Annotated in this window: 33 protein-coding genes, 1 tRNA gene and 1 riboswitch; of the genes, 23 read left to right on the forward strand and 11 right to left on the reverse strand. The window is 61.0% G+C overall.

All coding sequences use genetic code 11. From position 1 onward, the window contains the following. The first annotated feature begins 145 nt into the window (after positions 1 to 145). The 3 genes from QEO92_RS10170 to QEO92_RS10180 all read left to right on the forward strand — a co-directional run bounded on the left by QEO92_RS10170 (position 146) and on the right by QEO92_RS10180 (position 1,523). Positions 146 to 637 (forward strand): peptide deformylase, encoded by a 492-nt coding sequence (locus tag QEO92_RS10170; protein ID WP_037148463.1) that lies wholly within the window; start codon positions 146 to 148, stop codon positions 635 to 637. Between the two features lie 65 nt (positions 638 to 702). Next, positions 703 to 960 (forward strand): BON domain-containing protein, encoded by a 258-nt coding sequence (locus QEO92_RS10175; protein ID WP_052182684.1) that lies wholly within the window; start codon positions 703 to 705, stop codon positions 958 to 960. 65 nt (positions 961 to 1,025) lie between these two features. Then, positions 1,026 to 1,523, forward strand: coding sequence for a BON domain-containing protein (locus QEO92_RS10180; RefSeq protein ID WP_227702907.1), 498 nt, complete (start codon positions 1,026 to 1,028; stop codon positions 1,521 to 1,523). Here QEO92_RS10180 and QEO92_RS10185 read toward each other — a convergent pair. Together QEO92_RS10185 and lipB are read right to left on the reverse strand one after the other, a co-directional pair. Beyond that, positions 1,520 to 1,942 (reverse strand): OsmC family protein, encoded by a 423-nt coding sequence (locus QEO92_RS10185; RefSeq protein ID WP_037147037.1) that lies wholly within the window; start codon positions 1,940 to 1,942, stop codon positions 1,520 to 1,522. The two genes, QEO92_RS10180 and QEO92_RS10185, sit on opposite strands and share 4 nt — an antisense overlap. A 10-nt stretch (positions 1,943 to 1,952) precedes the next feature. After that, entirely contained in the window at positions 1,953 to 2,672 is a 720-nt protein-coding gene (gene lipB, locus QEO92_RS10190) for a lipoyl(octanoyl) transferase LipB (protein WP_037148467.1), read from the reverse strand. 176 nt (positions 2,673 to 2,848) lie between these two features. Between lipB and QEO92_RS10195 the strand changes: the two genes are divergently transcribed. The 12 genes from QEO92_RS10195 (at position 2,849) to QEO92_RS10250 (ending at position 10,258) form a co-directional block, all read left to right on the forward strand. Next, positions 2,849 to 2,933 (forward strand) — tRNA-Leu (locus QEO92_RS10195). 119 nt (positions 2,934 to 3,052) lie between these two features. Beyond that, positions 3,053 to 3,973, forward strand: coding sequence for a DMT family transporter (locus QEO92_RS10200; RefSeq protein WP_037147038.1), 921 nt, complete (start codon positions 3,053 to 3,055; stop codon positions 3,971 to 3,973). Positions 3,974 to 4,073: 100 nt separating this feature from the next. Then, positions 4,074 to 4,784 (forward strand): hypothetical protein, encoded by a 711-nt coding sequence (locus QEO92_RS10205; RefSeq protein WP_037147040.1) that lies wholly within the window; start codon positions 4,074 to 4,076, stop codon positions 4,782 to 4,784. Between the two features lie 87 nt (positions 4,785 to 4,871). Next, positions 4,872 to 5,489, forward strand: a complete 618-nt coding sequence (locus tag QEO92_RS10210; protein ID WP_037147042.1) for a GNAT family N-acetyltransferase — start codon at positions 4,872 to 4,874, stop codon at positions 5,487 to 5,489. A 106-nt stretch (positions 5,490 to 5,595) separates the two neighbouring features. Then, positions 5,596 to 6,723, forward strand: coding sequence for an S-(hydroxymethyl)glutathione dehydrogenase/class III alcohol dehydrogenase (locus QEO92_RS10215; RefSeq protein WP_037147045.1), 1,128 nt, complete (start codon positions 5,596 to 5,598; stop codon positions 6,721 to 6,723). Positions 6,724 to 6,836: 113 nt separating this feature from the next. Beyond that, the gene (locus tag QEO92_RS10220) at positions 6,837 to 7,256 is read left to right on the forward strand and encodes a YciI family protein (RefSeq protein ID WP_037147048.1); all 420 of its coding nucleotides are present in this window, start codon (positions 6,837 to 6,839) and stop codon (positions 7,254 to 7,256) included. A 199-nt stretch (positions 7,257 to 7,455) separates the two neighbouring features. Then, positions 7,456 to 7,644 (forward strand): YegP family protein, encoded by a 189-nt coding sequence (locus tag QEO92_RS10225; RefSeq protein WP_037148469.1) that lies wholly within the window; start codon positions 7,456 to 7,458, stop codon positions 7,642 to 7,644. Between the two features lie 52 nt (positions 7,645 to 7,696). Continuing rightward, a complete protein-coding gene (locus tag QEO92_RS10230) occupies positions 7,697 to 8,143 on the forward strand; it encodes a YaiI/YqxD family protein (protein ID WP_037147050.1) in 447 nt (148 codons plus the stop codon). Positions 8,144 to 8,161: 18 nt separating this feature from the next. Then, positions 8,162 to 8,824 (forward strand): DUF1345 domain-containing protein, encoded by a 663-nt coding sequence (locus QEO92_RS10235; protein WP_037147053.1) that lies wholly within the window; start codon positions 8,162 to 8,164, stop codon positions 8,822 to 8,824. A 20-nt stretch (positions 8,825 to 8,844) separates the two neighbouring features. Then, positions 8,845 to 9,678: an S-formylglutathione hydrolase gene (gene fghA / locus QEO92_RS10240; protein ID WP_227702908.1), complete on the forward strand. Its 834-nt coding sequence runs from the start codon at positions 8,845 to 8,847 to the stop codon at positions 9,676 to 9,678. 164 nt (positions 9,679 to 9,842) lie between these two features. Then, the gene (locus tag QEO92_RS10245; protein WP_227702909.1) at positions 9,843 to 9,998 is read left to right on the forward strand and encodes a hypothetical protein; all 156 of its coding nucleotides are present in this window, start codon (positions 9,843 to 9,845) and stop codon (positions 9,996 to 9,998) included. Then, positions 9,995 to 10,258: a DNA-binding protein gene (locus tag QEO92_RS10250; protein ID WP_227702910.1), complete on the forward strand. Its 264-nt coding sequence runs from the start codon at positions 9,995 to 9,997 to the stop codon at positions 10,256 to 10,258. Before QEO92_RS10245 ends, QEO92_RS10250 begins: the two co-directional genes overlap by 4 nt. Before the next feature lies 1 nt (position 10,259). Here QEO92_RS10250 and QEO92_RS10255 read toward each other — a convergent pair whose 3' ends face one another. From QEO92_RS10255 to crcB, 5 genes are read right to left on the reverse strand one after another with little or no spacing between them, the layout of a single operon-like run. Continuing rightward, the gene (locus QEO92_RS10255; RefSeq protein WP_227702911.1) at positions 10,260 to 10,748 is read right to left on the reverse strand and encodes a hypothetical protein; all 489 of its coding nucleotides are present in this window, start codon (positions 10,746 to 10,748) and stop codon (positions 10,260 to 10,262) included. Positions 10,749 to 10,805: 57 nt separating this feature from the next. After that, positions 10,806 to 11,597: an ATP12 family chaperone protein gene (locus tag QEO92_RS10260; RefSeq protein ID WP_037147067.1), complete on the reverse strand. Its 792-nt coding sequence runs from the start codon at positions 11,595 to 11,597 to the stop codon at positions 10,806 to 10,808. Between the two features lie 12 nt (positions 11,598 to 11,609). Then, the gene (locus QEO92_RS10265; protein ID WP_037147070.1) at positions 11,610 to 12,263 is read right to left on the reverse strand and encodes an HAD-IA family hydrolase; all 654 of its coding nucleotides are present in this window, start codon (positions 12,261 to 12,263) and stop codon (positions 11,610 to 11,612) included. Beyond that, positions 12,263 to 13,252: an RluA family pseudouridine synthase gene (locus QEO92_RS10270; RefSeq protein WP_037147073.1), complete on the reverse strand. Its 990-nt coding sequence runs from the start codon at positions 13,250 to 13,252 to the stop codon at positions 12,263 to 12,265. Before QEO92_RS10270 ends, QEO92_RS10265 begins: the two co-directional genes overlap by 1 nt. A gap of 39 nt (positions 13,253 to 13,291) precedes the next feature. Further along, positions 13,292 to 13,669 carry a fluoride efflux transporter CrcB gene (crcB, locus tag QEO92_RS10275; protein WP_037147076.1) on the reverse strand — a complete coding sequence of 126 codons (378 nt, stop codon included), beginning with the start codon at positions 13,667 to 13,669 and terminating at the stop codon, positions 13,292 to 13,294. Positions 13,670 to 13,791: 122 nt separating this feature from the next. On the opposite strand from crcB, the gene QEO92_RS10280 reads away from it, so the two are divergent. Then, positions 13,792 to 14,070, forward strand: a complete 279-nt coding sequence (locus QEO92_RS10280; protein ID WP_152601052.1) for a hypothetical protein — start codon at positions 13,792 to 13,794, stop codon at positions 14,068 to 14,070. A 15-nt stretch (positions 14,071 to 14,085) separates the two neighbouring features. On the opposite strand, the gene QEO92_RS10285 is transcribed toward QEO92_RS10280, so the two are convergent. After that, positions 14,086 to 14,565 (reverse strand): Lrp/AsnC family transcriptional regulator, encoded by a 480-nt coding sequence (locus QEO92_RS10285; protein WP_037147078.1) that lies wholly within the window; start codon positions 14,563 to 14,565, stop codon positions 14,086 to 14,088. A 140-nt stretch (positions 14,566 to 14,705) separates the two neighbouring features. Here QEO92_RS10285 and QEO92_RS10290 point away from each other — a divergent pair, with 140 nt between their 5' ends. After that, positions 14,706 to 15,122, forward strand: a complete 417-nt coding sequence (locus QEO92_RS10290; RefSeq protein ID WP_037147081.1) for a DUF2000 domain-containing protein — start codon at positions 14,706 to 14,708, stop codon at positions 15,120 to 15,122. 55 nt (positions 15,123 to 15,177) lie between these two features. On the opposite strand, the gene QEO92_RS10295 is transcribed toward QEO92_RS10290, so the two are convergent. Beyond that, positions 15,178 to 16,173 (reverse strand): copper chaperone PCu(A)C domain-containing protein, encoded by a 996-nt coding sequence (locus QEO92_RS10295; RefSeq protein ID WP_037147084.1) that lies wholly within the window; start codon positions 16,171 to 16,173, stop codon positions 15,178 to 15,180. A gap of 77 nt (positions 16,174 to 16,250) precedes the next feature. Then, entirely contained in the window at positions 16,251 to 16,649 is a 399-nt protein-coding gene (locus tag QEO92_RS10300) for a hypothetical protein (protein WP_152601053.1), read from the reverse strand. 194 nt (positions 16,650 to 16,843) lie between these two features. Then, a riboswitch (glycine riboswitch) is annotated at positions 16,844 to 16,931 on the forward strand. 154 nt (positions 16,932 to 17,085) lie between these two features. Between QEO92_RS10300 and gcvT the strand changes: the two genes are divergently transcribed. The 4 genes from gcvT (at position 17,086) to QEO92_RS10320 (ending at position 22,262) form a co-directional block, all read left to right on the forward strand. Then, the gene (gcvT, locus tag QEO92_RS10305; protein WP_037147088.1) at positions 17,086 to 18,222 is read left to right on the forward strand and encodes a glycine cleavage system aminomethyltransferase GcvT; all 1,137 of its coding nucleotides are present in this window, start codon (positions 17,086 to 17,088) and stop codon (positions 18,220 to 18,222) included. A gap of 168 nt (positions 18,223 to 18,390) precedes the next feature. Continuing rightward, complete coding sequence (gene gcvH, locus QEO92_RS10310; RefSeq protein ID WP_037147092.1) at positions 18,391 to 18,753, forward strand: glycine cleavage system protein GcvH; 363 nt, start codon at positions 18,391 to 18,393, stop codon at positions 18,751 to 18,753. Continuing rightward, the gene (gene gcvP, locus QEO92_RS10315) at positions 18,750 to 21,614 is read left to right on the forward strand and encodes an aminomethyl-transferring glycine dehydrogenase (protein ID WP_227702912.1); all 2,865 of its coding nucleotides are present in this window, start codon (positions 18,750 to 18,752) and stop codon (positions 21,612 to 21,614) included. The genes gcvH and gcvP overlap by 4 nt, the downstream gene beginning before the upstream one ends. Positions 21,615 to 21,818: 204 nt before the next feature. After that, positions 21,819 to 22,262 carry an SRPBCC family protein gene (locus QEO92_RS10320; RefSeq protein ID WP_227702913.1) on the forward strand — a complete coding sequence of 148 codons (444 nt, stop codon included), beginning with the start codon at positions 21,819 to 21,821 and terminating at the stop codon, positions 22,260 to 22,262. Between the two features lie 765 nt (positions 22,263 to 23,027). Here QEO92_RS10320 and dusA read toward each other — a convergent pair. Beyond that, on the reverse strand, positions 23,028 to 24,074 hold the full coding sequence (dusA, locus tag QEO92_RS10325) for a tRNA dihydrouridine(20/20a) synthase DusA (protein WP_227702914.1): 1,047 nt from the start codon (positions 24,072 to 24,074) through the stop codon (positions 23,028 to 23,030). A gap of 143 nt (positions 24,075 to 24,217) precedes the next feature. Between dusA and QEO92_RS10330 the strand changes: the two genes are divergently transcribed. Together QEO92_RS10330 and QEO92_RS10335 are read left to right on the forward strand one after the other, a co-directional pair. Beyond that, entirely contained in the window at positions 24,218 to 24,904 is a 687-nt protein-coding gene (locus QEO92_RS10330) for a fumarylacetoacetate hydrolase family protein (RefSeq protein ID WP_227702915.1), read from the forward strand. A gap of 36 nt (positions 24,905 to 24,940) precedes the next feature. Then, on the forward strand, positions 24,941 to 25,468 hold the full coding sequence (locus QEO92_RS10335) for a gamma carbonic anhydrase family protein (RefSeq protein ID WP_227702916.1): 528 nt from the start codon (positions 24,941 to 24,943) through the stop codon (positions 25,466 to 25,468). Positions 25,469 to 25,478 lie beyond the last annotated feature (10 nt).

The raw sequence follows: 25,478 nt of genomic DNA on the forward strand, positions 1-25,478 counted from the left end.
GGCTGAAAGCATATTGTCAACAACCGGATAGCTCTATCCGATGCTATTGCTCGTGCCACCGGTTTTCCTGCTAGAACAATTGGCGGCGCGGGTCCAGCCGGCACTGCAACGCACCGCATGGAAGATGCTCGAAGGGAGTGAAGACATGGCCGTCTGTCCGATCCTGAAATATCCCGATCCGGGCCTTGCCAGATCCTGCCAGCCGGTCCGTGTCTTCGATGAAAATCTCAAAGCCCTCGCCCATGATCTTCTCGATACGATGAGGGCGGCGCCTGGCGTCGGAATCACCGCCGCCCACATCGGCATCTTCACCCGCCTCGTGGTGCTGGAATTGTCGAAGGAGATCGGCCCCCGCTTCTATGCCAATCCGGAGATCCTGGCTCTTTCGGAGGAAACGATGCGACACATGGAAGGCAGCGTCTCCATGCCCGGCGTCACCGACGAGATCGAACGCCCGCGTAAAATCCGTTTCCGCTATCAGGATATCGACGGGGCCTTCCATGAGGAGGAAGCCGAAGGCTTCTACGCCGTCTGCATGCAGCACGAGATCGACCAGCTCGGCGGCATCTTCTGGCTGAAGCGGCTTTCTCGCCTGAAGCGGGAGCGTCTGATCCGCAAGTGGGGCAAAGGAAAATAACCCATCGAGGCGAACCAAAATCGCATCCACTCGTTTTCCGGTCGCAGCAAGCAGGAGCTACGGCCATGAATCCAACTGCAGACAAGACAGCAGCCGAACTGGAACGACAAGTCTCCGAAAGGCTGGCAAATCTTCCCGATGTCGACGCGTCCATGATCGAACCGCATGTCGAAGGAACAAGGGTGATCCTGGAGGGTTCCGTCGATACCGTGTTTTCAGCACGCAAGGCGGTGCTGAGTGCGGAAACCGTGGATGGCGTCCACGATGTCGAAAGCCATCTGACGCTCACGGGCAACAAGGATGGCGCGTCAGGGCGTCATTGATGCTATACTGTCCGGCGCACCAGGCAGTGCGCCGGGGCCGGGATTGCAGGCGACAGGAGATGACCATGCCGGGCGAGAAAAAGGCTGACGACATTTCCCGCGAAGAAGATTTTCGCGACTACGACGACCGAAATATCGATGAGGGCTGGCCCTATGACGATGACCCCGGCGCAGACGGCCGGCCGATCGACAACGCCGCCTATGGCCAGCCGGCTGCCAATTTCGATACCGAGCAGAATCGCGGCTATCGTGTCGACGAAGCGGATTTCGACGGTCTGGAGGAACGTGTCGTCGATAGCATCCATCCTGGCACCGAAGGCCTTGAAGATGCGGATGATATGGAAGAGCGCGTAACGGACGCGATCGAAAATCTCGACCTGATCGATATGGACTCGATCGACGTGCATGTCGACGAGGGCCGGGTGACGCTGGAAGGCGTGGTTGACGATGCGGCGACCTCCCACAGGATCGTTCGCACGGCACAGGGCGTTTCCGGCGTCCGTCACGTCGTCAATAATCTCCGGCTCGAGGGCGTCGACAGCCGCATTCCCGATGAAGACTAACCGATCTCGACGGAAAACTCGGGCGAGCTTTTCAGTGTATTGCTGACGGTGCAGATTTCTTCGGCCATGTGGATGATCTCTGCCTTCTGCTCGACGGCAAAATCCCCTTCGACACGGAAATCCACGATGAAGCGGGTAATCCGTGAAGGACCCTCATGGGCCTTTTCACCGGTCACATGCGCCCTCACCTCCGCAAGCTTGTCGAGAACGCCGAGCTTGCTTGCCGCGATCCGGCCGCTGAGCACGAGGCAGGCGGCAAGCGAGGAGAACATCAGGTCGAGCGGATTGAAGCCTGGTTCCGAAGCACCCGTCACGACCTCCACCTGGCCGTCCGTCTCGCTTGTCACCTGTGGGTGACCGGTGCGTCCGAGCACCGCCGTCGCGCCGATCGGGCGGGCCTTCACTTTCAGTTCCACCATTGCCTTCTCCTTACCGCTCCGAAATCGTCTGCCCGAAAATTTCCTCGAACGCCTCGCGCAGCCTCATGTCGACATCGGCCATCATCACCGGCAGGCCGAGATCGACGAGGCTCGTGACACCATAGGCGCTGATCCCACAGGGCACGATGCCGGAGAAGTGCGAAAGGTCCGGATCGACATTGAGGGACAGGCCGTGGAAGCTCACCCAGCGGCGAAGTCGGATGCCGAGCGCGGCGACCTTGTCCTCGGTCATCGAGCCGTCTGGCAGGCGCGGCTTTTCCGGTCGGCGTACCCAAACGCCGACGCGGTCCTCGCGCCGCTCGCCGCGCACGTTCATCATGTCGAGCGTGCGGATCACCAGCTCTTCCAGCGCCGCCACATAGGCGCGCACGTCCTGCCGCCGGCGCTTGAGGTCCAGCATCACATAAGCGACCCGCTGGCCGGGGCCATGATAGGTATATTCGCCGCCGCGGCCTGTGGAAAACACCGGGAATCGGTCAGGCTCGATGAGATCGGCGGAATTGGCGCTGGTGCCGGCGGTGTAGAGCGGTGGATGTTCGAGCAGCCAGACGAGTTCGTCTGCGCGCCCGTCGGCGATCGCAGCAACCTCCTGCTCCATTTCGGCCACCGCCTCCTCATAAGGCACGAGCCCATCGGAAATCCGCCAGCGTACGGGAGGAGAACCGGGCTTCGGCAGCATGGAAAGATCAAGGTCGGTGCGTGTCAGCATGGAGGTCTTCTGGCAAAAACGACGGGAGGCGGCAAGGGCCGGTTTCCCGGCCGCTTCCATATAGGCATTTCAACTGCCGATTTTTATCCTTCAAAAATCTGTCACGGCACACTTGTGCCCGCGAAATCGTTTTGCTACATGCTGCCCCGCCGGCGCAAGTCGGCACCTACCACGATGCGGTCGTGGCGGAATTGGTAGACGCGCAGCGTTGAGGTCGCTGTGGGGCAACCCGTGGAAGTTCGAGTCTTCTCGACCGCACCAGACAAACCCGCTTCGGCGGGTTTTTTGCTGTCCGGGCCTGTCTTTCGCCCCATGTGCCAGCCGCTTGAAGATCGTCACCCGCTGTGATTTGAAGAAGACTGTTCTTCGAAAGCGCCGGCATGCCCCCGTCCACATCCGAAAATCCCTTGAAGGGCATGGCCATCATGGCCACCTGCATGGTCATCCTGCCGACGATGGACGCGATCGCCAAATACATGGCGACGTTCGAGGCCATGTCGCCCGGCCAGGTGACGTTCTACCGATTCTTTTTCCAGCTCGTCTGCATCCTGCCGCTGGTTCTCCTCACCAGTACGGCCGTCTTCAGGGCGAAGCGCCCCTGGATGAATCTCTTCCGCGGCGTGCTGCATGCGGCGGCGAGCCTCATGTTCTTCGTCGCGGTCAAATACATGCCGCTCGCCGACGTCTTCGCCATCTATTTCGTCGAGCCCTTCATGCTCACCATGATGTCGGCGATCTTTTTGGGAGAAAAGGTCGGTTGGCGGCGCTGGTTGGCGATCGTCGTCGGTTTCGGCGGCGCCATGATCGTCATCCAGCCGAGCTATGCGATCTTCGGCTGGACGGCGCTTCTGCCGGTGATCTGTGCCTTCCTCTATACGCTTTACCTCTTCCTGAACCGGGCGATCGGCGAAGCCGATTCGCCGCTTGTCATGCAGACCATGGCGGGCGTCGGCGGCACGCTCTTCATGGCGGCAGCACTCGGCCTGGGCGACCGTATGGGCGGGGCGGATTTCACCCCTTCCCTTCCCGGCTCCTGGTTCGGACTTTTCCTGCTGATACTGCTCGGTTCGATCTCCGGTTATATGCACCTGCTGGTCGTTCGCGCCTTCCGCCTGGCGCCGCTTTCGCTGCTCGCACCCTTCCAGTATTTCGAGATCATCTCCGCAACGGTATTGGGATACGCCCTCTTCGGCGACTTTCCGACGGCCTCCAAATGGCTCGGAATAGCGATCATCGTCGCCTCCGGCCTCTTCATCATCTGGCGGGAACGGCTCAAATCGAAACAGGCCGAAGCCCTTTAACGGTTTCCTTGAACGCCGGTTAACTCCGCTCCTTTCAGCACTCTCAACTTCTTTTCCGTATGCTCCACATGCAGTTTCATGATGAAACGGGGAGAGGAAGATGAGCGGGTTCCGCTTTTCTTTTCCGGCATGCGTCATCGCCGGGAAGGGTCGGATCGTGGCCGACGATGTTTTGATGCTGCGCAAATACGCGTTTCCAGATGGCATCCGCTCCTCCAATGACGCGCTTGCGCTTTTTGCGCTGAACGAGGCTTGTCCCGAGTCGGGTCCTGAATGGACCGCCTACTTCATCGAGAGCCTGACGATGTTCCTCGTCTACGGAAGTACGCCAGAGGGTGTCATCGATGATGGCAAGGCGGCTTGGCTGATGCGCACGATCACCACTGACGGCGCCATCCATTCCGCTCTTGAACTGGAACTCCTGCTGCACACGATGGAAGTTGCATCCGAAGTGCCGGAAAGCCTTTCCGCCTTCGTGCTCGATCAGGTCCGCCTGGCTCTCGGACCGGATCCCCGCGGCGCTTATCACGCAGGCCGTCCTGCTGCTGAAGGCATCTCGGCTTACGATCTCGCCTATATCTGGCGCGTCCTGCGCGGTGCCCTGGAACGCGGCCGGCTGGTGCTTTCGCCACTTGAAGCACTGGTGCTGCGCGAAATCGATCGCCTTGCCGCCCCCTCCGATCACCATCCCGCCTGGCGCGAGATGATGGCGGCGGTTGTGATGGTCGAAAGGCCGAAGGAGATGCTGCGCGCGAAGCGGTGGCTGGCAATCGATGACCGACATCTTCTGGACGAACATGTTGCCGCATAAACTGCCCTGGGCTTGCCTTTCGGCCGGTCGATTGTCGCGCCAGAGCCACGCCATTGACATTCGAGCGTGAACTGGCTCCAAAGCGGCATGAAGACCGAAAATCCTCCGCTTCCTTCCGGCTATTCCGCCGTCCCGCCCGGCAAGCTCGCAAATGTCGAGACACGACTCGAAATGTTTGCGCGGCCCCCTGCAAAAGCCGCACCTGAGACTGATGCATCGCTTGTCCTCAAGCGCTGGCTATCTCCCGAGATAGAGGCTTACCGTGCGCTTTTCCGCGCGGTCGGCGAGGATTGGATGTGGGTTTCCCGCCTCGTCATGGCCGATGACAAACTTGCTGCCATCCTGAGGGATCCGCAAGTCGAAGTCTTCAGGCTGATGGACGGCGATCGCGCCATCGGCTTGCTGGAACTGGATTTCCGCGAAGAAAGCGAATGTGAACTGACCTTCTTCGGTCTCGTCGCGGACGCCATCGGCAAGGGTGCCGGCCGCTTCCTGATGGATCGTGCAATCGAAATCGCCTGGTCACGTCCCATTCGTCGCTTCTGGGTGCATACCTGCACTTTCGATCATCCCTCTGCGGTAAAATTCTACCAGCGTTCCGGCTTCCGGCCCTATGCCTTCATGGTCGAAGTCATCGACGATCCGCGCCTTGTGGGCCTGATGCCGAAAAATGCAGCAGCGCATGTGCCGCTGATTGAGTTCTAGTACGCTCACCAATTCCGACCGAGGGCGGTTCCTTACGGCTTGAGCCGCAGCACCTCCCCGTGCGAAGGTCCGCCCGGATTCGAAAAGTACCTAAGGGAGAGACAAGATGGATGTCCGTGCCGCCGTTGCCGTCCAGGCTGGAAAACCACTCGAAGTGATGACCGTTAAGCTCGAAGGCCCGAAGGCCGGCGAGGTGCTGGTGGAGGTCAAGGCGACCGGCATCTGCCACACCGACGATTTCACGCTCTCCGGTGCCGATCCGGAAGGTCTCTTCCCGGCCATCCTCGGCCATGAGGGCGCCGGCATCGTTGTCGACGTCGGCCCCGGCGTCACCTCGGTGAAAAAAGGCGACCACGTTATTCCGCTCTACACGCCGGAATGCCGCGAATGCCCTTCCTGCCTGTCACGGAAGACGAATCTCTGCACGGCGATCCGCTCCACCCAGGGCCAGGGCGTCATGCCGGACGGCACTTCGCGTTTCTCGATCGGCAAGGACAAGATCCATCATTATATGGGTTGTTCGACCTTCGCGAACTACACCGTCCTGCCGGAGATCGCTGTCGCCAAAGTCAATCCCGACGCTCCCTTCGACAAGATCTGCTATATCGGTTGCGGCGTCACGACCGGCATCGGCGCGGTCATCAATACTGCCAAGGTCGAGATCGGATCGACCGCGATCGTCTTCGGCCTTGGCGGCATCGGCTTGAACGTCATCCAGGGACTTCGCCTTGCCGGAGCCGACATGATTATCGGCGTGGACCTGAACAACGACAAGAAGGCCTGGGGCGAACGTTTCGGCATGACCCATTTCGTCAATCCGAAGGAGGTCGGCGACGATATCGTGCCTTACCTCGTCAACATGACGAAGCGCGGCGCGGACCAGATCGGCGGTGCCGACTACACGTTCGACTGCACCGGCAATACCAGGGCGATGCGCCAGGCGCTGGAAGCCTCGCATCGCGGTTGGGGCAAGTCGGTCGTCATCGGGGTTGCCGGCGCCGGCCAGGAAATCTCCACCCGTCCGTTCCAGCTTGTCACCGGCCGTAGCTGGATGGGAACCGCCTTCGGCGGTGCGCGCGGCCGCACCGACGTGCCGAAGATCGTCGACTGGTACATGGAAGGCAAGATCGAGATCGATCCGATGATCACCCACACCATGCCGCTCGAAGACATCAACAAGGGTTTTGAGCTGATGCATGGCGGAGAATCCATCCGCAGCGTCGTGATCTACTGACGGAAAAGCCGCGTTTCGGAAAAAATCGTGGCAGGAATGTCTGCTTAACCTCACCTCGTTCGTCATCGGTACAGAAGTCAATGAAGGCTTCTGTACCGAGAGGAGAGAAGACGATGCGCGTTATGGTTATAGTCAGAGCCACCAAGGACAGCGAGGCAGGGATCCTGCCTTCGACCGAACTCCTGGAGGCTATGGGGAAGTATAACGAGGAACTGGCTGCCGCGGGCATCATGCTTGCCGGCGAAGGTCTCAAACCGTCCTCGGCCGGCAAACGGGTCGCATTCGACGGCGTGAGCCGGATCGTCACGGACGGCCCCTTCACCGAAACCCGCGAAGTGATCGCCGGCTTCTGGCTGTGGCAGGTCAAGGACATGGCGGAGGCTGTCGAATGGGTCAAACGCTGCCCCAATCCCATGCCCGGTCCGAGCGAGATCGAAATACGGCCGCTCTACGAACTGGCCGACTTCGGCGAGACACTGACGCCGGAGGTGAGAGATCTGCACGAGCGTACTCGTACGAAAACCTCCGGCTGAACACGACAGCGCGGGCGACGGCCACCCGCGTCATGCTGCTCGAAGATATCAACAGGTTTTTTCGCCAATGCGTGGCGGCGAATCGATCCGCGGCGTAGTGATCTAGCAAGCGCGGCACTCATACCTTGTCAGAGCCGCGCTTGCCATCGCAGCGAACAAATCTATGATTCCGATTCCAATCAATGGAGACGAGCAGACGATGTACAAGTTCGAAATCTACAAGGATAAGGCCGGAGAGTTCCGTTTCCGCTTCAAGGCTCCAAACGGCCAGACCATGTTCTCGTCCGAGGGGTATTCGGCCAAAGCTTCTGCCGTCTCCGCGATCGAGTCCATCCAGAAGAATGCACCTGGCGCGGCGATCGACGACCAGACAACGGCAACCGCCTGAGTGATAGCTTCTTCCCTTCACGCTCAGCTTTATCGCCTGAGGGGATAGCGTCATGATCTACGTCGATGCTGATGCCTGTCCGGTGAAGCCGGAAATCCTCAAGGTCGCGGAACGCCACGGCCTTGAGGTGAGTTTTGTCGCCAATTCCGGCCTCCGCCCTTCGCGGGATCCGATGATCCATAACATCATCGTCTCCGGCGCCTTCGATGCCGCCGACGATTGGATTGCAGAACGCGCCGGCCAGGGCGATATCGTCATAACCGCCGATGTGCCGCTTGCCGGCCGTTGCGTCGCCAAAGGTGCCCATGTGACCGGCCCGACCGGTCGTATCTTCGACGCGACCAATATCGGCATGGCCTCCGCGATGCGCGATCTTGGGGCTCACTTGCGTGAAACCGGCGAGAGTAAAGGCTATAACGCTGCCTTCTCTGCCCGCGACCGGTCAAAATTCCTTGAAACGCTGGACAGGCTCTGCCGCCGCACCAGATCAGGCGCGTGAGACATCGGAAAGACCGCCATGCCGAGCTCCTGGCAAAGGTTGAAGCATCATCGGCATGGACCGTTCCTCATCGGCACTGTCACCGCACTTGCCTGCCTGCCCGTCCTGTTCGTTTACGTGCCGCATCTCGCGGCGGGCATCACGGTCATTGTCTTCTTCCTGATCTATCTCGGCATGATGGCTGCCCGTATCCCCAAGCTGGACGGCTCCGTATTGCGGCAGAAGGGGCAGAACAACGATGAGCCGGCGCCGGTCATCCTTGCCGTGACGCTGCTTGCGGTCCTGGCCGCCGTGGTCTCGCTCTTCGAAGCATTGAACCGGGGCCGGCCGACGGGCCTGACGGAAATATCATTGGCTTTCGCATCGGTCTTTCTGGGATGGTTGACGATCCACATGATGTTTGCCATGCACTACGCCCATCTTTACTGGCGGCCGGACGAGCAACGGCAGGAGAACGAAGCGAAGCGCGGCGGTCTTGATTTTCCCGAGACGGATGAGCCCGGCGCCTACGATTTCCTCTATTTTTCCTTCGTCATCGGCATGACGGCCCAGACGTCCGACACCGCCATCACCACCACCGCCATGCGTAAGATCAACCTTGCGCATGCGGTCATATCCTTTTTCTTCAATACCGTGCTGGTGGCTGCCGCGGTCAATGCCGTGGTCTCGCTTGCGGGTTGAGTTCTTCAGGAGAGAAACGCATGAAAATCCTGTCCCAGAACACCGCCTTTGGCGGCATGCAGGGTGTCTATTCGCATCAGTCCGACGCCTGCAACTGCGAGATGACCTTCGCCGTCTTCGTGCCGCCGAAAGCCATCCATGAGCCCTGCCCCGTCCTCTGGTATCTCTCCGGCCTCACCTGCACGCATGCGAATGTCATGGAGAAGGGCGAATACCGGCGCATGGCCTCCGAACTCGGCCTCATCGTCGTCTGCCCGGACACCAGCCCTCGCGGCAACGACGTGCCGGACGAACTCACCAACTGGCAGATGGGCAAGGGTGCCGGCTTCTATCTCGATGCGACTGAAAAGCCCTGGGCCGAAAACTACCGGATGTACACTTACAGTACCGAAGAACTTCCTGCTTTCGTGAGCCAGCATTTCCGCGTGGACATGGATCGTCAGGGCATTTTCGGCCACTCCATGGGCGGTCATGGCGCCATGACGATCGCTCTGAAGAATCCGGATCGCTTCAGAAGCTGCTCGGCCTTCGCGCCGATCGTCGAGCCCTCGACCGCCGACTGGTCGGTCCCCGCCTTCGAGAAATACCTCGGCCCGGACCGCGCCGCATGGCGCCGATATGATGCCTGCGCCTTGGTGGAAGACGGAGCGCGGTTCCCCGAATTCCTGATCGACCAGGGCAAGGCGGACGGGTTTCTCGAAAACGGCCTGCGTCCCTGGCTGTTCGAGGAAGCGGTCAAGGAAACCGGTATCGGCCTGACGCTCAGGATGCACGAGCGCTACGACCATTCCTACTATTTCATCTCGACCTTCATGGACGATCACCTCCGCTGGCACGCGGAGCGATTGAGATAGTCGCTTGAGTTCCATCAGGTCAAAATATATATTGTATATGTATGGACATTCAGTGGTCGGATGAAAAGAATGATCTGCTCAAACAGAAGTTCGGTTTCGGCTTCGAAAGGATCATCATCGCGTTAAGCGATGGTAAGCTCCCGGATGATCGTCAGCATGCGAATATGGAACGTTATCCCCATCAGCGACAATTGGTGGTCGAGATCGAAGCCTACGCATTTGTCGTGCCCTATGGGGAAACGGAAGACGGGATATTCCTGAAGACCTTTTTTCCGAGCAGGAAGGCGACCCGCATCTATCTGAAGGGTGAGAAGCCGTGAGCAAAAGCAAAGTCGTTGACCTGAGCGATGAAGAAATCATCGCCCTGTCGGAAACCGACGAGTGGGTACCGGTTGGTGACCTGGAAGAGCGCAGGCGCTTCTGGAGGGAGGCCGCGCGCAACATGATTGAAGGAAAGCGGCAGAGAATCTCGATCTCCATTCCGGAAAGAGATTTGGCACGTCTCAAGGCCAAGGCCTTGGAGATGGGAATGCCCTATCAGACACTGATCAATTCGATCCTGCACAAATACGTTTCGTGATTCACGGAAACAGCGCGTTGGCGATTGTCGGCCGCTGGCCACCGTCCAGCTTGAATTCGCCGGCGATGCGCTCCGCGATCCTGCCGGCAAGTTCCCTATCTGCTTCGTTCGTATCGAAGAGGAAGATCGAGGTCTTGAAGCTGCCTTCGGCGATCGGCTCGCCGCTCGCAACGGAGATGGCCCGGACCGTCACCCTCGCCTCGTGCCGGCTGCCGATCAGGAGCGGAACATGCGACGCGGTATCGATGCGTACGGTGATGATGGTGCGCGGCAGGATGATGGACCGCACCGTCGCCCGGATCGCCTCGTCGATCAGCATGTCGGTGGCGATGACGAGGCCCTGCGGCACATCGGGACACGCGGTGACGAATGCGCCGCGCACGTCGTAGAGTAGCTTTTCGCGCCTTTCGTCTTCGGCCGGCATGCGGAAGGCCATGAGTGGCAAGGCCGCTAATACGATGAGAGCGAAGCGAAGGGCGTGGCGGAGCATCGGGAGGTCCGAAAACGATCTGACCCGATCTTGTGCCCGATTACGGTTAGAGAACCCTTAAGCGACCGGCCTCAGCGCATGAAAAACTGCCGCCGCCGCCTGTATCTCCTCGAACCGTTTGGCGCGGCGATGCTCGGCCTCCGCATCCGCGCCCCAATGCTCGTTGGTCCAGTCCTCTTCGAGATGGGCAAGCGCCCAGGCCTCGTCGACGGTGATGCGGCCTTCCGCAAAGGCAAGCGCCAGGATTGCCGAACCGGTCAGCGTCGTGACGGTATGCAGCACCGCCAGTTCGATCGGCGTGGCATATTTCCTGAGCGTCACCCCGAATGCGGCTATCGCCTCCTTCGGCTGTTCCTGTGGCATGATGCCTTCGACCAGGATGAAGCGAGCCCCAAGCCCGTTCGCCGCCCAGTCGATGATCGGATCCCATTGCTCGTTCTGGCGGACGACGAGATTTTCCGGGCTGTCGGCGCGATAGCAGAGCATGTCGCTTGAAGAAAAGCGCAGGACATCCTCGAAGACGGGCTGCGTATCGGGCGCAATCCCGTCGATCGCCGTGTTGACGAGCCGCGTCACAGGCATCGTGCGCGGGTCGATGACATCCACCTGATCGGCCCATTCATCCCGCAGCAGTTCCGCCAGCCTTTCGGTCGGTGCGACGAGCGCGTTCTTGGCTGGCGTCTTCACCGGCCGGCCGTCGAGATGGAGCGCATGCCCGCCCTCGCCTTCAGACACCGAAACCTCTTTGTAGAAGCGTTTCGGCAGCGGTTTCTGCATCTGGATCTGCGCCCGCCGTGTCGGATCGGCATGGCTAAGCATGTCGGAAGGGTCCGGGAAAATGTCACGCATGGAAAACAAACCTCAGCCGATATGGGCGAGAATCTCGCTCGGGTGATGGATGACGGCGTCGGCTCCCGCCTCTTTCAATTCGCCCACCGAGGCATAACCCCAGGATACGCCGACCGCTTTGGCCCCGGCGGCTTTTGCCATCTGCATATCGTAAATGGCGTCGCCAATGACAAGAGTTTCCTCCGGTCGTATGCCCGTTTCATCGCAGCATTCTGTCACCATGGCCGGATGCGGTTTGGATGGGCAATCGTCGGCCGTCCGTCCCACGACGAAATATCTATCGAAACCATGCGTTTCCATCACGAGATTAAGGCCGCGTCGCGATTTGCCCGTCACCGCGCCAATCAGCAGGTTCTTGCGGGGGCCGATTTCGTCGATCAGTTCGCGGATGCCGGGAAACAGCGGCTCCTTGAAATTGAGATCCTGCCGGACGACGGAAAACAGCGACTTGTAATAGGCCGTCATGTCGACGTCTTCCTGATCCGCATGCTGCTTGCCCTGCATGCGGGCGATCGCGATGTCGAGCGTCAGGCCGATGATCGACTTGGTATCCGCCACCTTGGGCTCCGGCTTGCCGAACTGCGCGAAGGTGCGCCGCATGGTTTCGTGGATAAGGCCGGCGCTGTCGACCAGCGTCCCGTCGCAATCGAATAAAACAAGTCTCATCAGTCTTCTTCTTTTTCGCCGTCGACTTCGTTGAAGCCAAGCAGGTTCCAGCTTTGCACCATATGCGGCGGCAACGGCGCGGTCACCTTCAGCCGGCCGCCGGCAGGATGCGGAATATCGATATGCCGCGCATGCAGATGCAGCCGCTTCTGAATGCCGCCGGGAAAATCCCAGTTCGGATCGTCGATGAAATACTTCGGATCGCCGATGATCGGATGACCCATGTAAAGCGCATGGACGCGGAGCTGGTGGGTGCGGCCCGTATACGGCTCCATCTCCAGCCAGGCAAGGCGCTGTGCTGCGGTATCGATCACGCGGTAATAGGAAACCGCATGATCGGCGCCCTCCTCGCCGTGCTTGGCGATCCGCATCCGGTCGCCGTCGGGCGTCTGCTCCTTGACGAGCCAGGTGGAGATCTTGTCTTCATGCTTGCGCGGCACGCCCTTCACCAGCGCCCAATAGGTCTTCTTGGTGTCGCGTTCGCGGAAGGCGGCGGTCAGCTTCTGGGCCGCGCCGCGAGTGCGGGCGATCACCAGCACGCCGGATGTGTCGCGATCCAGCCGGTGCACGAGCCGCGGCTTCTCGCCTTTGGCGCTCACCCAGGCGTCAAGCATCTTGTCGATGTGCCGCGTCACGCCGGAACCGCCCTGTACCGCAAGACCGGCCGGCTTGTTCAGGACGAAGACCTTGTCGTCCTCGTGGAGCAGCATGCGTGAAAGAAGCTCGGCGTCGCCGGAATGCTTGAGCTCCTTGGACGCGATCGGCCCGGTCTTCTTCGCATCCACCTCGATCGGCGGAATGCGCACCATCTGGCCCGGCTGAACACGGGTATCGGATTTCACGCGCCCGCCATCGACGCGCACCTGTCCGGAGCGCAGAAGTTTCTGCAGTGGGCCAAAACCGAGGCCCGGATAACGGGTCTTGAACCAGCGGTCGAGACGCATGCCCGCCTCGTCCGCCTCGACACGGATATGCTCGATGCCTGCCATCAAAGCTCTTTCTAATTCTTCTTGGGTCTGTCCTGCCCTTTAGAGCATTGCCCGCCCGAGCGCCAGCCCGCCGAAGACGGCGCCGAGAGAGATCGCGACGCTGGCAACGAGATAGGCGGCCCCGGCGACGGTTGCTCCCCGCTCGAGGAGTGAGATCACGTCCAGCGAGAATGCGGAGAAGGTCGTAAAGCCTCCGAGAATTCCGGTGATGATGAACAGCCGCAGGTCCGTGGACATATCGAAGCGACGCATGATGAGTTCGGCCATGAAGCCGATCGCGAACGAGCCGACAACATTGACGGTGAGCGTACCCCACGGAAAGGCCGGGCCGAACTGGCGCAGGGCCCAGATCCCGACGAGATAGCGGCAGACTGAGCCGATCGCTCCGCCAAGGGCGACGAGAAGGATGTTGTTCATGAAAAGCTCTGTAGTCCGGAAAGAAAATCGATGATTGGATAAAATGCCGACATTTTGGTTAAATGGGAACAAATCCGATCTGCCTTATTTCCTTTTTATCTGGAAAGGCAGTGACAGGCGACATGACACTAGTGCTCAGCATATCGGCGAATACGGCCGCCATTGCGATCGAGGCCCTGAAGCCCGGACGGCGCATATCGCCGAAGGATCAGGCGGCCGACATCAAGGCTGATGCGGAACGTAACGCCCGGCGGGCAGAGAATGCCAGCGATCCCGGCGACATCCGGCTTATGGTTCCTGCCCCCACCGTATCCCTGGATATGTTGGACGCCGGCCAGCAACCGCGCCAGCAGGTTTCAATCAACCACGTGCAGTCGGCCTACCGCGATCTGGAAGACTGAGGATATCTGTTCGATTCACTTACCCGCGAAACGCAGCGGAAAGCCATCGAAAGGTTTGATCTCCTTCAGGACGAAGGTGGTCTGCATCTCCTTGATGCGCGGCAGACGCCTGAGTGTCGACATCGCGAAATCCGCGTAGGCGTCGAGATCGGGCGAGACCACCTGCAGCAGGAAATCCGCGTCGCCGGCAATGCTGTAGCAGGCGACCACCTCGTCGAGCCTCGACACTTCGGCTGCAAAGGCCTCTGCTTCGGCCGCGCTGTGGCTGTCGATTTTCACCCGGATGAAGGCGAGCACGCCAAGGCCGATCGCCCTTCGATCCAACACCGCCTTATAGCCTTGGATCACGCCCGTTTCCTCAAGCTGACGAACGCGCCGCCAGCTCGGCGAGGTGGAGAGGCCGACCTTTTCGGCAAGTGCCTGATTGGTCAACCGGCCATCCTCCTGCAAGGCCTCCAGGATTCGCACATCTGCCGGTTCGATCGTTGCGTCCATGAATGTCTACCTTATTTCAGGGTGATTGAGGTATATTCTACCCGATCGGGCTGAAATTCGAAAGCAATAGGTAGGATCGTCCCGCAAATTGAAGGTACTGTCCCCTGCATCTTTCCTGAGAGAATGCTTCCGATACCGCCATGATCGACGACATCCGCCTTGCCATCATCGTCAACCCTGCCCTGCCGCTCGGCCTCCTCAGCAATACTGTTGCAGCGATCTCGATCGGCCTCGGAGCCTCGATGCCGGCACTTGCGGCCCGCCGGCTCACCGACCGCGAGAATCGCACGATCGACATCAGCTCCAATCGGCCCGTGCCGATCCTGCAAGCGGACACCGAAGCGATCCGTTCGCTTCTGCTGCGTGCTCTGGCGCAGCCGGAAGAACGCGCCGTCGTGCCCTTCCCGGCCTTCGCCCGGGCGCTGCATGATTACAGGGACTACGAAGCCTCCTTCCCCGGACGCAACCTCGCGGAGGAGGCAATCGACGGTCTCGGCCTTGCCGGCCCGTCGAAATGGATCAGATCGCTGACCGGCAGCCTGAAACTCTTGCGATAGAAAAAGAAGAGGCCGCTTACAGGCGGCCTCCGGATCGGATTGCTGGATCTCTCGATCAGTTGTTCTGCACGCCCGAAGGAGCCGAGGGACCGACCGGGAGCTTGAGCTCCACCTTGCCTGCCTTCTCGAAGGTCAGCGTAACCGGCACTTCGCCGCCGGCCTTGAACGGCGCCGTCACCTTCATGAACATCATGTGCAGCCCGCCGGGCTTCAGCTCGACGGTCTTGCCGGCCGGAATTGCTATGCCGGTATCGAGCCTGCGCATCTTCATGACTTCGCCCTGCATGGCCATTTCATGCAGTTCCACGGTGCCGGCGATCGGCGAAGTGGCAGAAACCAGCACGTCGTCGGTCTGGCCGTTGTTCTTGACGGTGAAATATCCGCCGCCGACCGGCTGGCCGGGCAGCATGGCCTTTGTGAAAGCTCCGGTGATCTCCAGATCGCCGAGCTTCACGACCGCGGTGCTCGCAGGATTGGCTGCACCGTTGCCCGCCATCATCGCCATCGCGGCGTGATCATGCCCCGCCGGCATCTTCGGTGTTACGGTCAGGGCTGGAGCCGGGCTTTTCAGCGAATGCGGATCAACGCCTTCGGCCGCAACCTGGTCCCACGCAACCTTGCCGTCGGTGCTGCAAAGCTGGGTCGTCGGAAAAGCGAGCGTCTTGCCGGCTGCAATACCCGAGACCTTACCCTGGATGACGAAGGTGTCGTAAAAAGCGTCCGGCAGGTTGCCGTTCTTCCAGCGGATTTCCACGGGGCCGGCCGTTACGGGTTTGCCGTGGTTGTCATAGGTCTTGGCATAGTTGCCCTGGATGACTTCCAGCTCCCAGCCCGGCTTCGGCTGCGGCTTTGCGAAAACGAAACCCTCCGGCAGCTTGACCTGCACTTCGGTGGTCGCCTTGCCGTCGCAGCCATGCGGAACCTGCAGCGCGATGACGGAGGTGGCTTCTTCCGCCGCGGTAGGGTTGGCGAAGGTCGCATGCGCATGGGCGTTGGCCATGCTGACGGTGGCGAAAGCGCCCGAGAGAGCGAGTTTGGTGATGGTCTTCATGATATGTCCCCTTCCGGTGACGGCGCTCTTTGCCGCTCGACCGGGAATACGATTGATCTCTTGAACCGATAGAAGGATCAGATCGAAAGCGGCGGGGCGCGGGATTTCGGCCGGGCGACGGCAGTCGTACCGAGCAACTGGGAGAACTGGCGGAGCGGATTGATGAGAAAAGCTGGTTCGCTGGCCAGCCATGCCTCGTCGGTTGGCGGAGGAAGGATAATAGAGGATGCCAGCAGGCAGACTTCGCAGACCGGCCTTGCCGCCGGCTGGCGCTCGTGATGAACATCTTCCGCGCAGATATCGGCGAACGTGCCGTCCGGCAGCCGGTAAGCTTCGCTGTAAGAATCGAGCGGTGCGCCCGCCTGGACGGGCTGATGGGCAAATCCCAGCGAAAGCAGAACGACGGCGCAGAAGATGCGCAGAAAATTCGCCGCTGTCGGCAGAAAATTCGCCGGTGTCGAGGGCCTTGCCATCATTGTCCTGCCTGTCCGAATGGCATCGGAATAACCCAGATCGCGAAAAAGTGCAAAAGCACTTTCTGCCTCATACAACAGCGATCGATGCGGCTTCTTTGCATTAGATCAAATAGCGTTTGCTGCGCTGCGACAAAAATCATGTTGCCCGCGACACGAGGGGCTTGCCAAATGCCGGGCGAGGTCGATAATGACCGCCAGACTCGCTGGGAGAAGCCGCTTGAATGCGGTGCCGAAGGAGCAACCGCCCCGGAAACTCTCAGGCAAAAGGACCAGCGGGCGCCAACAGGACTCTGGAGAGAAGCCTTTCCGTTAGGCAAGGGCTCGCCGAAGGGATAACAATCTCAGGCGAAAGGGACAGAGGGGGCTCAAGAACCGGCGCGGCAACGCGCCTGATACTGAGCCGGCGCGACAAGTGCGCCAGACCTTGGAGGCGCCCTTGGACGATCAGACCCCTCTTAAGAAAACTCCGCTTCACGCGCTGCATCTGTCGCTTGGTGCGAAAATGGTGCCCTTTGCGGGCTACGACATGCCGGTGCAATATCCTGCCGGCGTCCTGAAGGAACACCTGCACACCCGCACAGCCGCGGGCCTTTTCGACGTCTCGCATATGGGCCAGGTGATCGTGAAGGCCAAAACCGCCGCCTTCGAGGATGCCGCGCGTCTACTCGAAAGCCTTGTCCCGGTCGATATCCTGGGCCTAAAGCCCGGCCGCCAGCGCTACGGCTTCTTCACCGACGAAAATGGCGGCATTCTCGACGACCTGATGATCACCAATCGCGGCGACCATCTTTTCGTCGTCGTCAACGCGGCCTGCAAGGAAGCGGATGTCGCGTATATGAAGGCGCATCTTTCCGGCTGCGATGTCACGCTTCTCGAAGATCGTGCACTTCTTGCTCTCCAGGGGCCACGCGCCGAGGCGGCGCTTGCCGAGCTTTGGCCGGAAGTCACTGCCATGAAGTTCATGGATGTCCGGGACGCTTCCTTGCATGACGCCGCCTGCATCATTTCGCGCTCCGGCTATTCCGGCGAGGACGGTTTCGAGATCTCCGTTCCCGCCGACAGGGCTGAAGGAATCGCCAAGGCGCTCCTTGAGCATCCGGATTGTCAGCCGATCGGCCTCGGCGCCCGTGATTCCCTGCGCCTGGAAGCTGGGCTTTGCCTCTACGGCAACGACATCGACACCACGACCAGCCCGATCGAAGCCTCGCTCGAGTGGGCGATCCAGAAGCCCCGCCGCATGGGTGGTGAGCGCGCCGGCGGCTTTCCGGGCGCTGACCGTATCCTCGACGAACTGACGAACGGCACCTCGCGTCGCCGCGTCGGCCTGAGGCCGGAAGGCAAGGCGCCGGTTCGCGGCCATTCAGGACTTTTCGCCGATGCAGAGGGCAAGACGGAGATCGGCGAGGTCACCTCCGGCGGTTTCGGTCCCACGGTCGAAAGCCCGGTCGCCATGGGTTATGTGCCGACGGAATATGCCGCCCCCGGCACGCAGATTTTCGCGGAGGTGCGCGGCAAATTCCTGCCTGTTACGGTATCCGCGCTCCCCTTCATCACCCCCACATATAAACGTTGAACCCATGGCCAAGATTGCCCCTCATCCGGCTGCCGCCACCTTCTCCCCGTTCAAACGGGGAGAAGGACGCATGCCGCCAACGCCTGCCTAGTCCCTCTTCCTGCATGCGGGGAGAGGGTTAGGGTGAGGGGCAAACGGCTCGCACCACATCACGAGAGGAACAAACTAATGCTGAAATTTACCGCCGAACATGAATGGCTGAAGCTCGAAGGCGATGTCGCCACCGTCGGCATCACCGCGCACGCCGCCGAACAGCTCGGCGACCTCGTTTTCGTCGAACTGCCGGAAGTGGGCAGCCAGCTTTCCAAGGACGGCAATGCCGCAACCGTCGAGAGCGTCAAGGCCGCCTCCGACGTCTATTGTCCGCTCGATGGCGAAGTGATTGAGGTCAACCAGACGATCGTCGACGATCCCTCGATCGTGAACTCCGATCCGCAAGGAGCCGCCTGGTTCTTCAAGCTGAAGCTGAAGAACCCCGCCGATGCCGATGCGCTGCTCGACGAGGCCGCCTATCAGGAGCTGATCGCATGAGCGACCGGACGGATTTCCATTTCACCGATTACCAGCCCTACGATTTCGCCAATCGCCGGCATATCGGCCCCTCGCCCGCCGAAATGACCGAGATGCTGAAGGTAATCGGCTACCCCTCGCTCGACGCGCTCATCGATGCGACGGTGCCTTCCTCCATCCGCCAGCAGACGCCGCTTGCCTGGGGTGCTGCCCTCACGGAACGCGAAGCGCTCGACCGCCTACGCGAGACGGCCAACCGCAACCAGGTGTTCGTCTCGCTGATCGGCCAAGGCTATTACGGCACGATCACGCCGCCCGTCATCCAGCGCAACATCCTCGAAAACCCTGCCTGGTACACGGCCTATACGCCCTATCAGCCGGAGATTTCCCAAGGCCGCCTCGAAGCGCTCCTCAATTTCCAGACGATGATCTGCGACCTGACCGGTCTCGATGTCGCCAACGCGTCGCTGCTTGATGAAGCGACCGCCGCTGCCGAAGCGATGGCACTTTGCCAGCGTCAGGCCAAGTCCAAGGCGACTGCCTTCTTCGTGGATTCTGCCTGCCATCCGCAGACGATCGCGCTCATCGAAACCCGCGCCGCACCGCTCGGCTGGACCGTCATCGTCGGCGATCCGATGACCGATCTCGATCCCGTCGACGTCTTCGGCGCGATCTTCCAGTATCCCGGCACCCACGGCCATGTTCGCGATTTTTCGGGCCTGATCGCTCGCCTGCACCAGACCGGCGCGCTTGCGGCGGTCGCCGCCGACCCGCTGGCGCTGACGCTTCTGAAATCCCCGGGCGAAATGGGTGCCGATATCGCCATCGGTTCCTCGCAGCGCTTCGGCGTGCCGGTCGGTTACGGCGGACCGCATGCGGCCTATATGGCGGTCAAGGATGCCCACAAGCGCGCCATGCCTGGCCGCCTCGTCGGCGTTTCGGTTGACAGTCGCGGCAACCGCGCCTACCGCCTCAGCCTGCAGACCCGCGAGCAGCATATCCGCCGCGAGAAGGCGACGTCGAACATCTGCACCGCCCAGGTTCTGCTCGCGGTCATGGCCTCCATGTACGGCGTCTTCCATGGCCCGGACGGGCTGAAGGCGATCGCCCAGCAGGTCCACAAGAAGGCCGTGCTGATGGCGAAGGGCCTCGAGAAGCTCGGCTACCGGATCGAGCCCGACACCTTCTTCGACACCATCACCGTTGAAGTGGGCCACATGCAGGGCCTTGTCCTGCGCGCCGCGGTCGCTGAAGGCGTCAATCTGCGCAAGGTCGGCGAAACGCGGATCGGCATGTCGCTCGACGAACGAACCCGTCCGGCAACGCTCGAAGCCGTCTGGCGGGCCTTCGGCGGCAATTTCAAGGTGTCCGACTTCACGCCGGAATACCGTCTGCCGAACGCGCTTCTCCGGAAGTCGGACTACATGACCCATCCGATCTTCCACATGAACCGCGCCGAAAGCGAGATGACACGCTATATCCGCCGGCTTTCTGATCGCGATCTGGCGCTCGACCGGGCAATGATCCCGCTCGGCTCCTGCACCATGAAGCTCAATGCGACGGCGGAAATGCTGCCGATCACCTGGCCGGAATTTTCCGACATCCACCCCTTCGTCCCCGCCGATCAGGCTCTCGGCTACAAGGAGATGATCGACGATCTTTCCCAGAAACTCTGCCAGATCACCGGCTACGACGCCTTCTCCATGCAGCCGAATTCCGGCGCGCAAGGGGAATATGCGGGCCTGCTCACCATTCGCAACTATCATATCGCGAACGGCGAGACTCACCGCAATGTCTGCCTCATTCCCACCTCCGCGCACGGCACCAACCCGGCCTCGGCGCAGATGGCCGGCATGAAGGTCGTGCCGGTCAAGGCGAGGGAGAACGGCGACATCGACATGGACGATTTCCGCGCCAAGGCCGAGGAACACGCGGCAGACCTTTCCTGCTGCATGATCACCTATCCTTCCACCCACGGCGTTTTCGAGGAGACGGTGAAGGAGATCTGCGCGATCACCCACAAGTATGGTGGCCAGGTCTATCTGGACGGCGCCAACATGAACGCCATGGTCGGTCTGTCCCGCCCCGGTGACATCGGCTCGGACGTGTCGCACCTGAACCTGCACAAGACCTTCTGCATTCCGCATGGCGGCGGTGGTCCCGGCATGGGGCCGATCGGCGTCAAGGCGCATCTCGCGGCCCATCTTCCCGGCCATCCTCAGTCGGATGGCAGGGAAGGCGCGGTTTCGGCCGCCCCGTTCGGCTCGCCGTCGATCCTGCCGATCTCCTGGTCCTACTGCCTGATGATGGGCGGCGAAGGTCTGACGCAGGCGACCAAGGTGGCGATCCTCAACGCCAATTATATCGCCGCCCGGCTGAAGGGCGCCTATGACGTGCTCTACAAGTCGGAAGCCGGCCGTGTGGCGCATGAATGCATCATCGACACGCGCCCTCTCAGCACCTCGGCCGGCGTCACGGTGGACGACATCGCCAAGCGCCTGATCGATTGCGGTTTCCATGCCCCGACCATGAGCTGGCCGGTTGCCGGCACGCTGATGATCGAGCCGACCGAATCGGAGCCCAAAGCCGAACTCGATCGCTTCTGCGATGCGATGCTGGCGATCCGCGAGGAAGCCCGGGCTATCGAGGAAGGCAGGATGGATCGGGAAAACAACCCGCTCAAGAACGCCCCGCACACGGTGGAAGACCTCGTCGGCGAATGGGACCGGCCCTACTCCAGGGAGCAGGCCTGCTACCCGCCTGGCGCCTTCAGGGTCGACAAATACTGGTCGCCGGTCAACCGCGTCGACAACGTCTATGGAGACCGCAATCTCGTCTGCACCTGCCCGCCGATGGAGGCCTACGCGGAGGCGGCGGAATAGTTGGGACACCAAACCGGGGGCGGCGAATGCGGCGCCCCCGCTCTTCTCTTGCGAGGAAAGATGGACGCGGCCGCTGTTGTCAGCCGCAAGCCAGCAGTAGGATATCCCGAAAATTTTCAACGGCAGGCTTGGGCTTTGTCGGATTACCCAAGCCTCGTCCGTCCTTGGAGTCGTACGTTCCATCCATCCAGAAGGATCACGACCATGCCCAGTACCATACGCCTGCACCGCGTCCTCGCCACCAGCCCGGAAAAGGTCTATCGCGCGTTCATCGAAGCGGACGCGCTCGCCAAATGGCTTCCCCCGAACGGTTTTACCTGCACCGTGCATCACTTTGAATCGACCGTCGGCGGCAAGTTCAAGATGTCCTTCCGCAATTTTACGACGGGCAACAGCCATTCGTTCGGCGGCGAATATCTCGAGCTCGTTCCGGGTGAGCGCGTTCGCTACACGGACAGGTTCGACGACCCCAACCTGCCTGGCGAGATGGACGTCACCGTGACGTTGAAGAAAGTCTCGGTCGGGACAGAAATGGATATTTCCCAGGCTGGCGTGCCGGACGTCATCCCGGCCGAAGCCTGCTATCTCGGCTGGCAGGAGTCGCTGAAAAACCTGGCAAGGCTTGTCGAGCCGGAGATCAACGAATAGCGCGCCGGCTTCCCGAAACAACAAGCGCTGCTACTCGATCCATCGCCGGTTTGGCGGGAAGAACCTGCCGCTCGCGATCTCCCCTCTTGAGGGGGAGATGCCCGGCAGGGCAGAGGGGGGTATGGTGAGGCAAATCAAGGCCTTGCGAGAAATCGGCAGGAAAAATCGCCCTCGTTCATCCCCGCCCTCCCGCCTCATGCCTACAATTCCCCCGTCCCGCATCGGATACGCTGGCAGGCGTGCCAGTGAGGCGGGGCCGGCGCCGGGTGTGAGGAAACGACGTAAGTCCTTGCATTCGGGGTCCGCGGAAAATGGTCTCCCTCCGGCGACGTGGGGGCGGATGAGACGCTGTCGGACCGACGTCTCGTTTCGCTTCCTTGCATTATGCGCCGGGCGTGCCTGTGAGGCATTGGAGGGTGACGGGACAGCGCCATGCGGCGTCCGGGGGTTTTCCTTGAAAGCCCGGCCGCGCGGCGCAGGTGGAAGACGGTGCCCCGAGCAATCGGGACCGGTGGTCATGGCCGTGGCACCGTAAGTCTAAAGAGCGTGCATGACACTCTCCCGCTCAGGAGGGACACGCCACAGTTCCCACAAACCCCGTCATCGCAGAGGGACCGGAGTCGCGGGCATAAACCGCCGAACGGGGCGCTGAGAGGTGTCACCTAAAACTAAAACTTAAGAGGCAGCTTTCAGCGCCCCGTCCGAAACGAATTTTCGACCATCACCAAGGGATGAATGTGTCCTGTAGAAGGGCACTGCCCAGGCTCACCCCGCCAGCCTTTTCTCCTCGGGTTGAGCCCGAGGACCGCCATCGATATCCACCGCTGCAAATGCTGCCGCGATTACCTCAACCCCAGCACCGGGGCGGGTCGCTTCGGCGGAAAGGATCTGGCGGAAACGGCGTGCGCCGGCAAATCCCTGGAAAAGCCCGACCATATGCCGTGTGACGTGATGCAACCTTCCGCCGGATGCGATCACCTCGTCCGCATAGGCCATCATCGTATCGCGCAGCTTGAGCCAGTCGATATCGGCAGTTCGAGTCTTCTCGACCGCACCAAACTCCATCAATTCATCCACCCCGGCCAGCAGTCCGGCATTCTGGTAGGCGGCGCGGCCGAGCATCACCCCGTCCATCACGGCAAGGTGACCTGCCGCCTGGCCGAGATCGGCAATGCCGCCATTGATCCCGAGGAACACATCCGGGTTTTCGCGTTTCATCCGATGGACGAGCTCGTAATCGAGCGGCGGGATCTCGCGGTTCTCCTTCGGCGAAAGCCCCTGCAGCCAAGCCTTGCGGGCGTGGATCCAGATTGCATCCGCCCCTGCCCCGATCATCCGGTCGAGAAAACCCGGCAGAACCTCGGCCGGCTCCTGATCGTCGACGCCGATGCGGCATTTCACCGTCACCGGCACGGTCGAGACCTGCTTCATCGCTGCCACCAGATCGGCGACAAGCGCCGGATCGCGCATCAGGCAGGCGCCGAACGTGCCGGACTGCACCCGGTCCGACGGGCAGCCGACATTCAGGTTGATCTCGTCGTAGCCGTAGTCCGCGGCGATCCGCACCGCTTCGGAAAGCTTTCCCGCATCCGAGCCGCCGAGCTGCAGTGCCACCGGATGTTCGGCCGGCGAATAGGAGAGCAGCCTCTCCCGCGGCCCGTGGATGATCGCATCCGCCACGATCATCTCGGTATAGAGCAGCGCATGCCTCGAAAGCTGCCGGTGCAGGAAACGGCAATGCCGGTCCGTCCAGTCGATCATCGGAGCGACTGCGAAAATCTTACCGTGCTGTTTCAGCGCGTCGGCGTACATTCAAATTCCTTCTGTTTGCGGCTTCCATACAGCAAACAAAAATTCTTCGCCAGTTTTCCCCGCCGCTCCGAAAGGGGCTAGGATTGTGCAACGATTTGTAAGACAAAGACGTCCCCGTCTTTCTGTTTTCCAGGATGTCTGCCATGCGCGCCACCGTGATCCCCGCCCCGGAACCCGTTCTTCTCGACGTGGAGGGAGCGACGGAACAGTTCCCGGTGCGCAGGGTCTATTGCGTCGGCCGCAACTATGCCGACCACGCGATCGAGATGGGTCACGATCCGTCGCGCGAACCGCCCTTCTTCTTCCAGAAGAACGCCGACAACATTTATAACGGCGAGACCTTCCCCTACCCGGCGCTTTCCTCTGACGTGCATTACGAGGTCGAACTCGTCATGGCGCTTTCCGGCGGCGGCGCGGATGTTTCGGTCGAGGACGCGCTTTCCAAGGTCTATGGTTATGCCGTCGGCATCGATTTCACCCGCCGCGACCTTCAGGACAAGGCGAAGAAGATGAGCCGCCCCTGGGAGGCGGCGAAAGCCTTCGAGAAATCGGCGCCGGTTTCAGCGATCGTTCCGGCGGCGAAGATCGGCCATCCGCAGATGGGGGCGATCTGGTTGGAGGTCAATGGCGGGCGCAAACAGTCCGGCGATCTCAACCAGATGATCTGGAAGCTGCCGGAAATCATCGCCGAACTGTCGAAGCTCTTCGTGCTGGCGCCGGGCGATGTGATCATGACCGGCACGCCGGCCGGTGTCGGCCCGATCGTTCGCGGCGATCAGGTCGCCTGCGGCATCGATGGCGTCGGCAAGCTTTCGCTCACGGTCGCCTGACGGAACAAGGCCTGACGGAACAAGGGAGGAGAAACCATGCCGCTTTATGCTCTCGGAGAATTCGAGCCGAAACTCCCTGCCCCGGATCGCTATTGGGTGGCACCGGACGCCAATGTCATCGGCAAGGTGGAGCTCGGCGAAGATGTCGGCATCTGGTTCGGCACAGTCTTGCGCGGCGACAACGAGCCAATCGTGGTCGGCGCCGGCACCAACATCCAGGAAGGTGTGATGATCCATACGGATATGGGGTATCCGGTGACGATTGGCGCCGGCTGCACGATCGGCCACCACGCCATCATCCACGGCTGCACCATCGGGGAGAACGCGCTGGTCGGCATGGGAGCGACGATCCTGAACGGCGCGAAGATCGGCAACAACTGCCTCGTCGGCGCCAATGCGCTCGTCACCGAAGGCAAGGAATTCCCGGACAATTCATTGATCGTCGGTTCGCCGGCAAAAGTCATCCGCACCCTGGACGACACGGCCGTGGAGAGGCTCAAACTGTCGGCGATCAACTATATCGCCAACTGGAAGCGGTTCGCCCGTGATCTGCGAAAGCTTTAGGCGGCGCCAA

The organism is Neorhizobium petrolearium, from assembly GCF_029854435.1.
Taxonomy (GTDB): Bacteria; Pseudomonadota; Alphaproteobacteria; order Rhizobiales; family Rhizobiaceae; genus Neorhizobium; species Neorhizobium petrolearium.

Coding starts and splice junctions, on each gene's coding strand:
- QEO92_RS10170 (WP_037148463.1), top strand. CDS start 146: ATGGCCGTCTGTCCGATCCTGAAATATCCCGATCCGGGCCTTGCCAGA.
- QEO92_RS10175 (WP_052182684.1), top strand. CDS start 703: ATGAATCCAACTGCAGACAAGACAGCAGCCGAACTGGAACGACAAGTC.
- QEO92_RS10180 (WP_227702907.1), top strand. CDS start 1,026: ATGCCGGGCGAGAAAAAGGCTGACGACATTTCCCGCGAAGAAGATTTT.
- QEO92_RS10185 (WP_037147037.1), bottom strand. CDS start 1,942: ATGGTGGAACTGAAAGTGAAGGCCCGCCCGATCGGCGCGACGGCGGTG.
- lipB (WP_037148467.1), bottom strand. CDS start 2,672: ATGCTGACACGCACCGACCTTGATCTTTCCATGCTGCCGAAGCCCGGT.
- QEO92_RS10200 (WP_037147038.1), top strand. CDS start 3,053: ATGCCCCCGTCCACATCCGAAAATCCCTTGAAGGGCATGGCCATCATG.
- QEO92_RS10205 (WP_037147040.1), top strand. CDS start 4,074: ATGAGCGGGTTCCGCTTTTCTTTTCCGGCATGCGTCATCGCCGGGAAG.
- QEO92_RS10210 (WP_037147042.1), top strand. CDS start 4,872: ATGAAGACCGAAAATCCTCCGCTTCCTTCCGGCTATTCCGCCGTCCCG.
- QEO92_RS10215 (WP_037147045.1), top strand. CDS start 5,596: ATGGATGTCCGTGCCGCCGTTGCCGTCCAGGCTGGAAAACCACTCGAA.
- QEO92_RS10220 (WP_037147048.1), top strand. CDS start 6,837: ATGCGCGTTATGGTTATAGTCAGAGCCACCAAGGACAGCGAGGCAGGG.
- QEO92_RS10225 (WP_037148469.1), top strand. CDS start 7,456: ATGTACAAGTTCGAAATCTACAAGGATAAGGCCGGAGAGTTCCGTTTC.
- QEO92_RS10230 (WP_037147050.1), top strand. CDS start 7,697: ATGATCTACGTCGATGCTGATGCCTGTCCGGTGAAGCCGGAAATCCTC.
- QEO92_RS10235 (WP_037147053.1), top strand. CDS start 8,162: ATGCCGAGCTCCTGGCAAAGGTTGAAGCATCATCGGCATGGACCGTTC.
- fghA (WP_227702908.1), top strand. CDS start 8,845: ATGAAAATCCTGTCCCAGAACACCGCCTTTGGCGGCATGCAGGGTGTC.
- QEO92_RS10245 (WP_227702909.1), top strand. CDS start 9,843: ATGGAACGTTATCCCCATCAGCGACAATTGGTGGTCGAGATCGAAGCC.
- QEO92_RS10255 (WP_227702911.1), bottom strand. CDS start 10,748: ATGCTCCGCCACGCCCTTCGCTTCGCTCTCATCGTATTAGCGGCCTTG.
- QEO92_RS10260 (WP_037147067.1), bottom strand. CDS start 11,597: ATGCGTGACATTTTCCCGGACCCTTCCGACATGCTTAGCCATGCCGAT.
- QEO92_RS10265 (WP_037147070.1), bottom strand. CDS start 12,263: ATGAGACTTGTTTTATTCGATTGCGACGGGACGCTGGTCGACAGCGCC.
- QEO92_RS10270 (WP_037147073.1), bottom strand. CDS start 13,252: ATGGCAGGCATCGAGCATATCCGTGTCGAGGCGGACGAGGCGGGCATG.
- crcB (WP_037147076.1), bottom strand. CDS start 13,669: ATGAACAACATCCTTCTCGTCGCCCTTGGCGGAGCGATCGGCTCAGTC.
- QEO92_RS10280 (WP_152601052.1), top strand. CDS start 13,792: ATGACACTAGTGCTCAGCATATCGGCGAATACGGCCGCCATTGCGATC.
- QEO92_RS10285 (WP_037147078.1), bottom strand. CDS start 14,565: ATGGACGCAACGATCGAACCGGCAGATGTGCGAATCCTGGAGGCCTTG.
- QEO92_RS10290 (WP_037147081.1), top strand. CDS start 14,706: ATGATCGACGACATCCGCCTTGCCATCATCGTCAACCCTGCCCTGCCG.
- QEO92_RS10295 (WP_037147084.1), bottom strand. CDS start 16,173: ATGAAGACCATCACCAAACTCGCTCTCTCGGGCGCTTTCGCCACCGTC.
- QEO92_RS10300 (WP_152601053.1), bottom strand. CDS start 16,649: ATGATGGCAAGGCCCTCGACACCGGCGAATTTTCTGCCGACAGCGGCG.
- gcvH (WP_037147092.1), top strand. CDS start 18,391: ATGCTGAAATTTACCGCCGAACATGAATGGCTGAAGCTCGAAGGCGAT.
- gcvP (WP_227702912.1), top strand. CDS start 18,750: ATGAGCGACCGGACGGATTTCCATTTCACCGATTACCAGCCCTACGAT.
- QEO92_RS10320 (WP_227702913.1), top strand. CDS start 21,819: ATGCCCAGTACCATACGCCTGCACCGCGTCCTCGCCACCAGCCCGGAA.
- dusA (WP_227702914.1), bottom strand. CDS start 24,074: ATGTACGCCGACGCGCTGAAACAGCACGGTAAGATTTTCGCAGTCGCT.
- QEO92_RS10330 (WP_227702915.1), top strand. CDS start 24,218: ATGCGCGCCACCGTGATCCCCGCCCCGGAACCCGTTCTTCTCGACGTG.
- QEO92_RS10335 (WP_227702916.1), top strand. CDS start 24,941: ATGCCGCTTTATGCTCTCGGAGAATTCGAGCCGAAACTCCCTGCCCCG.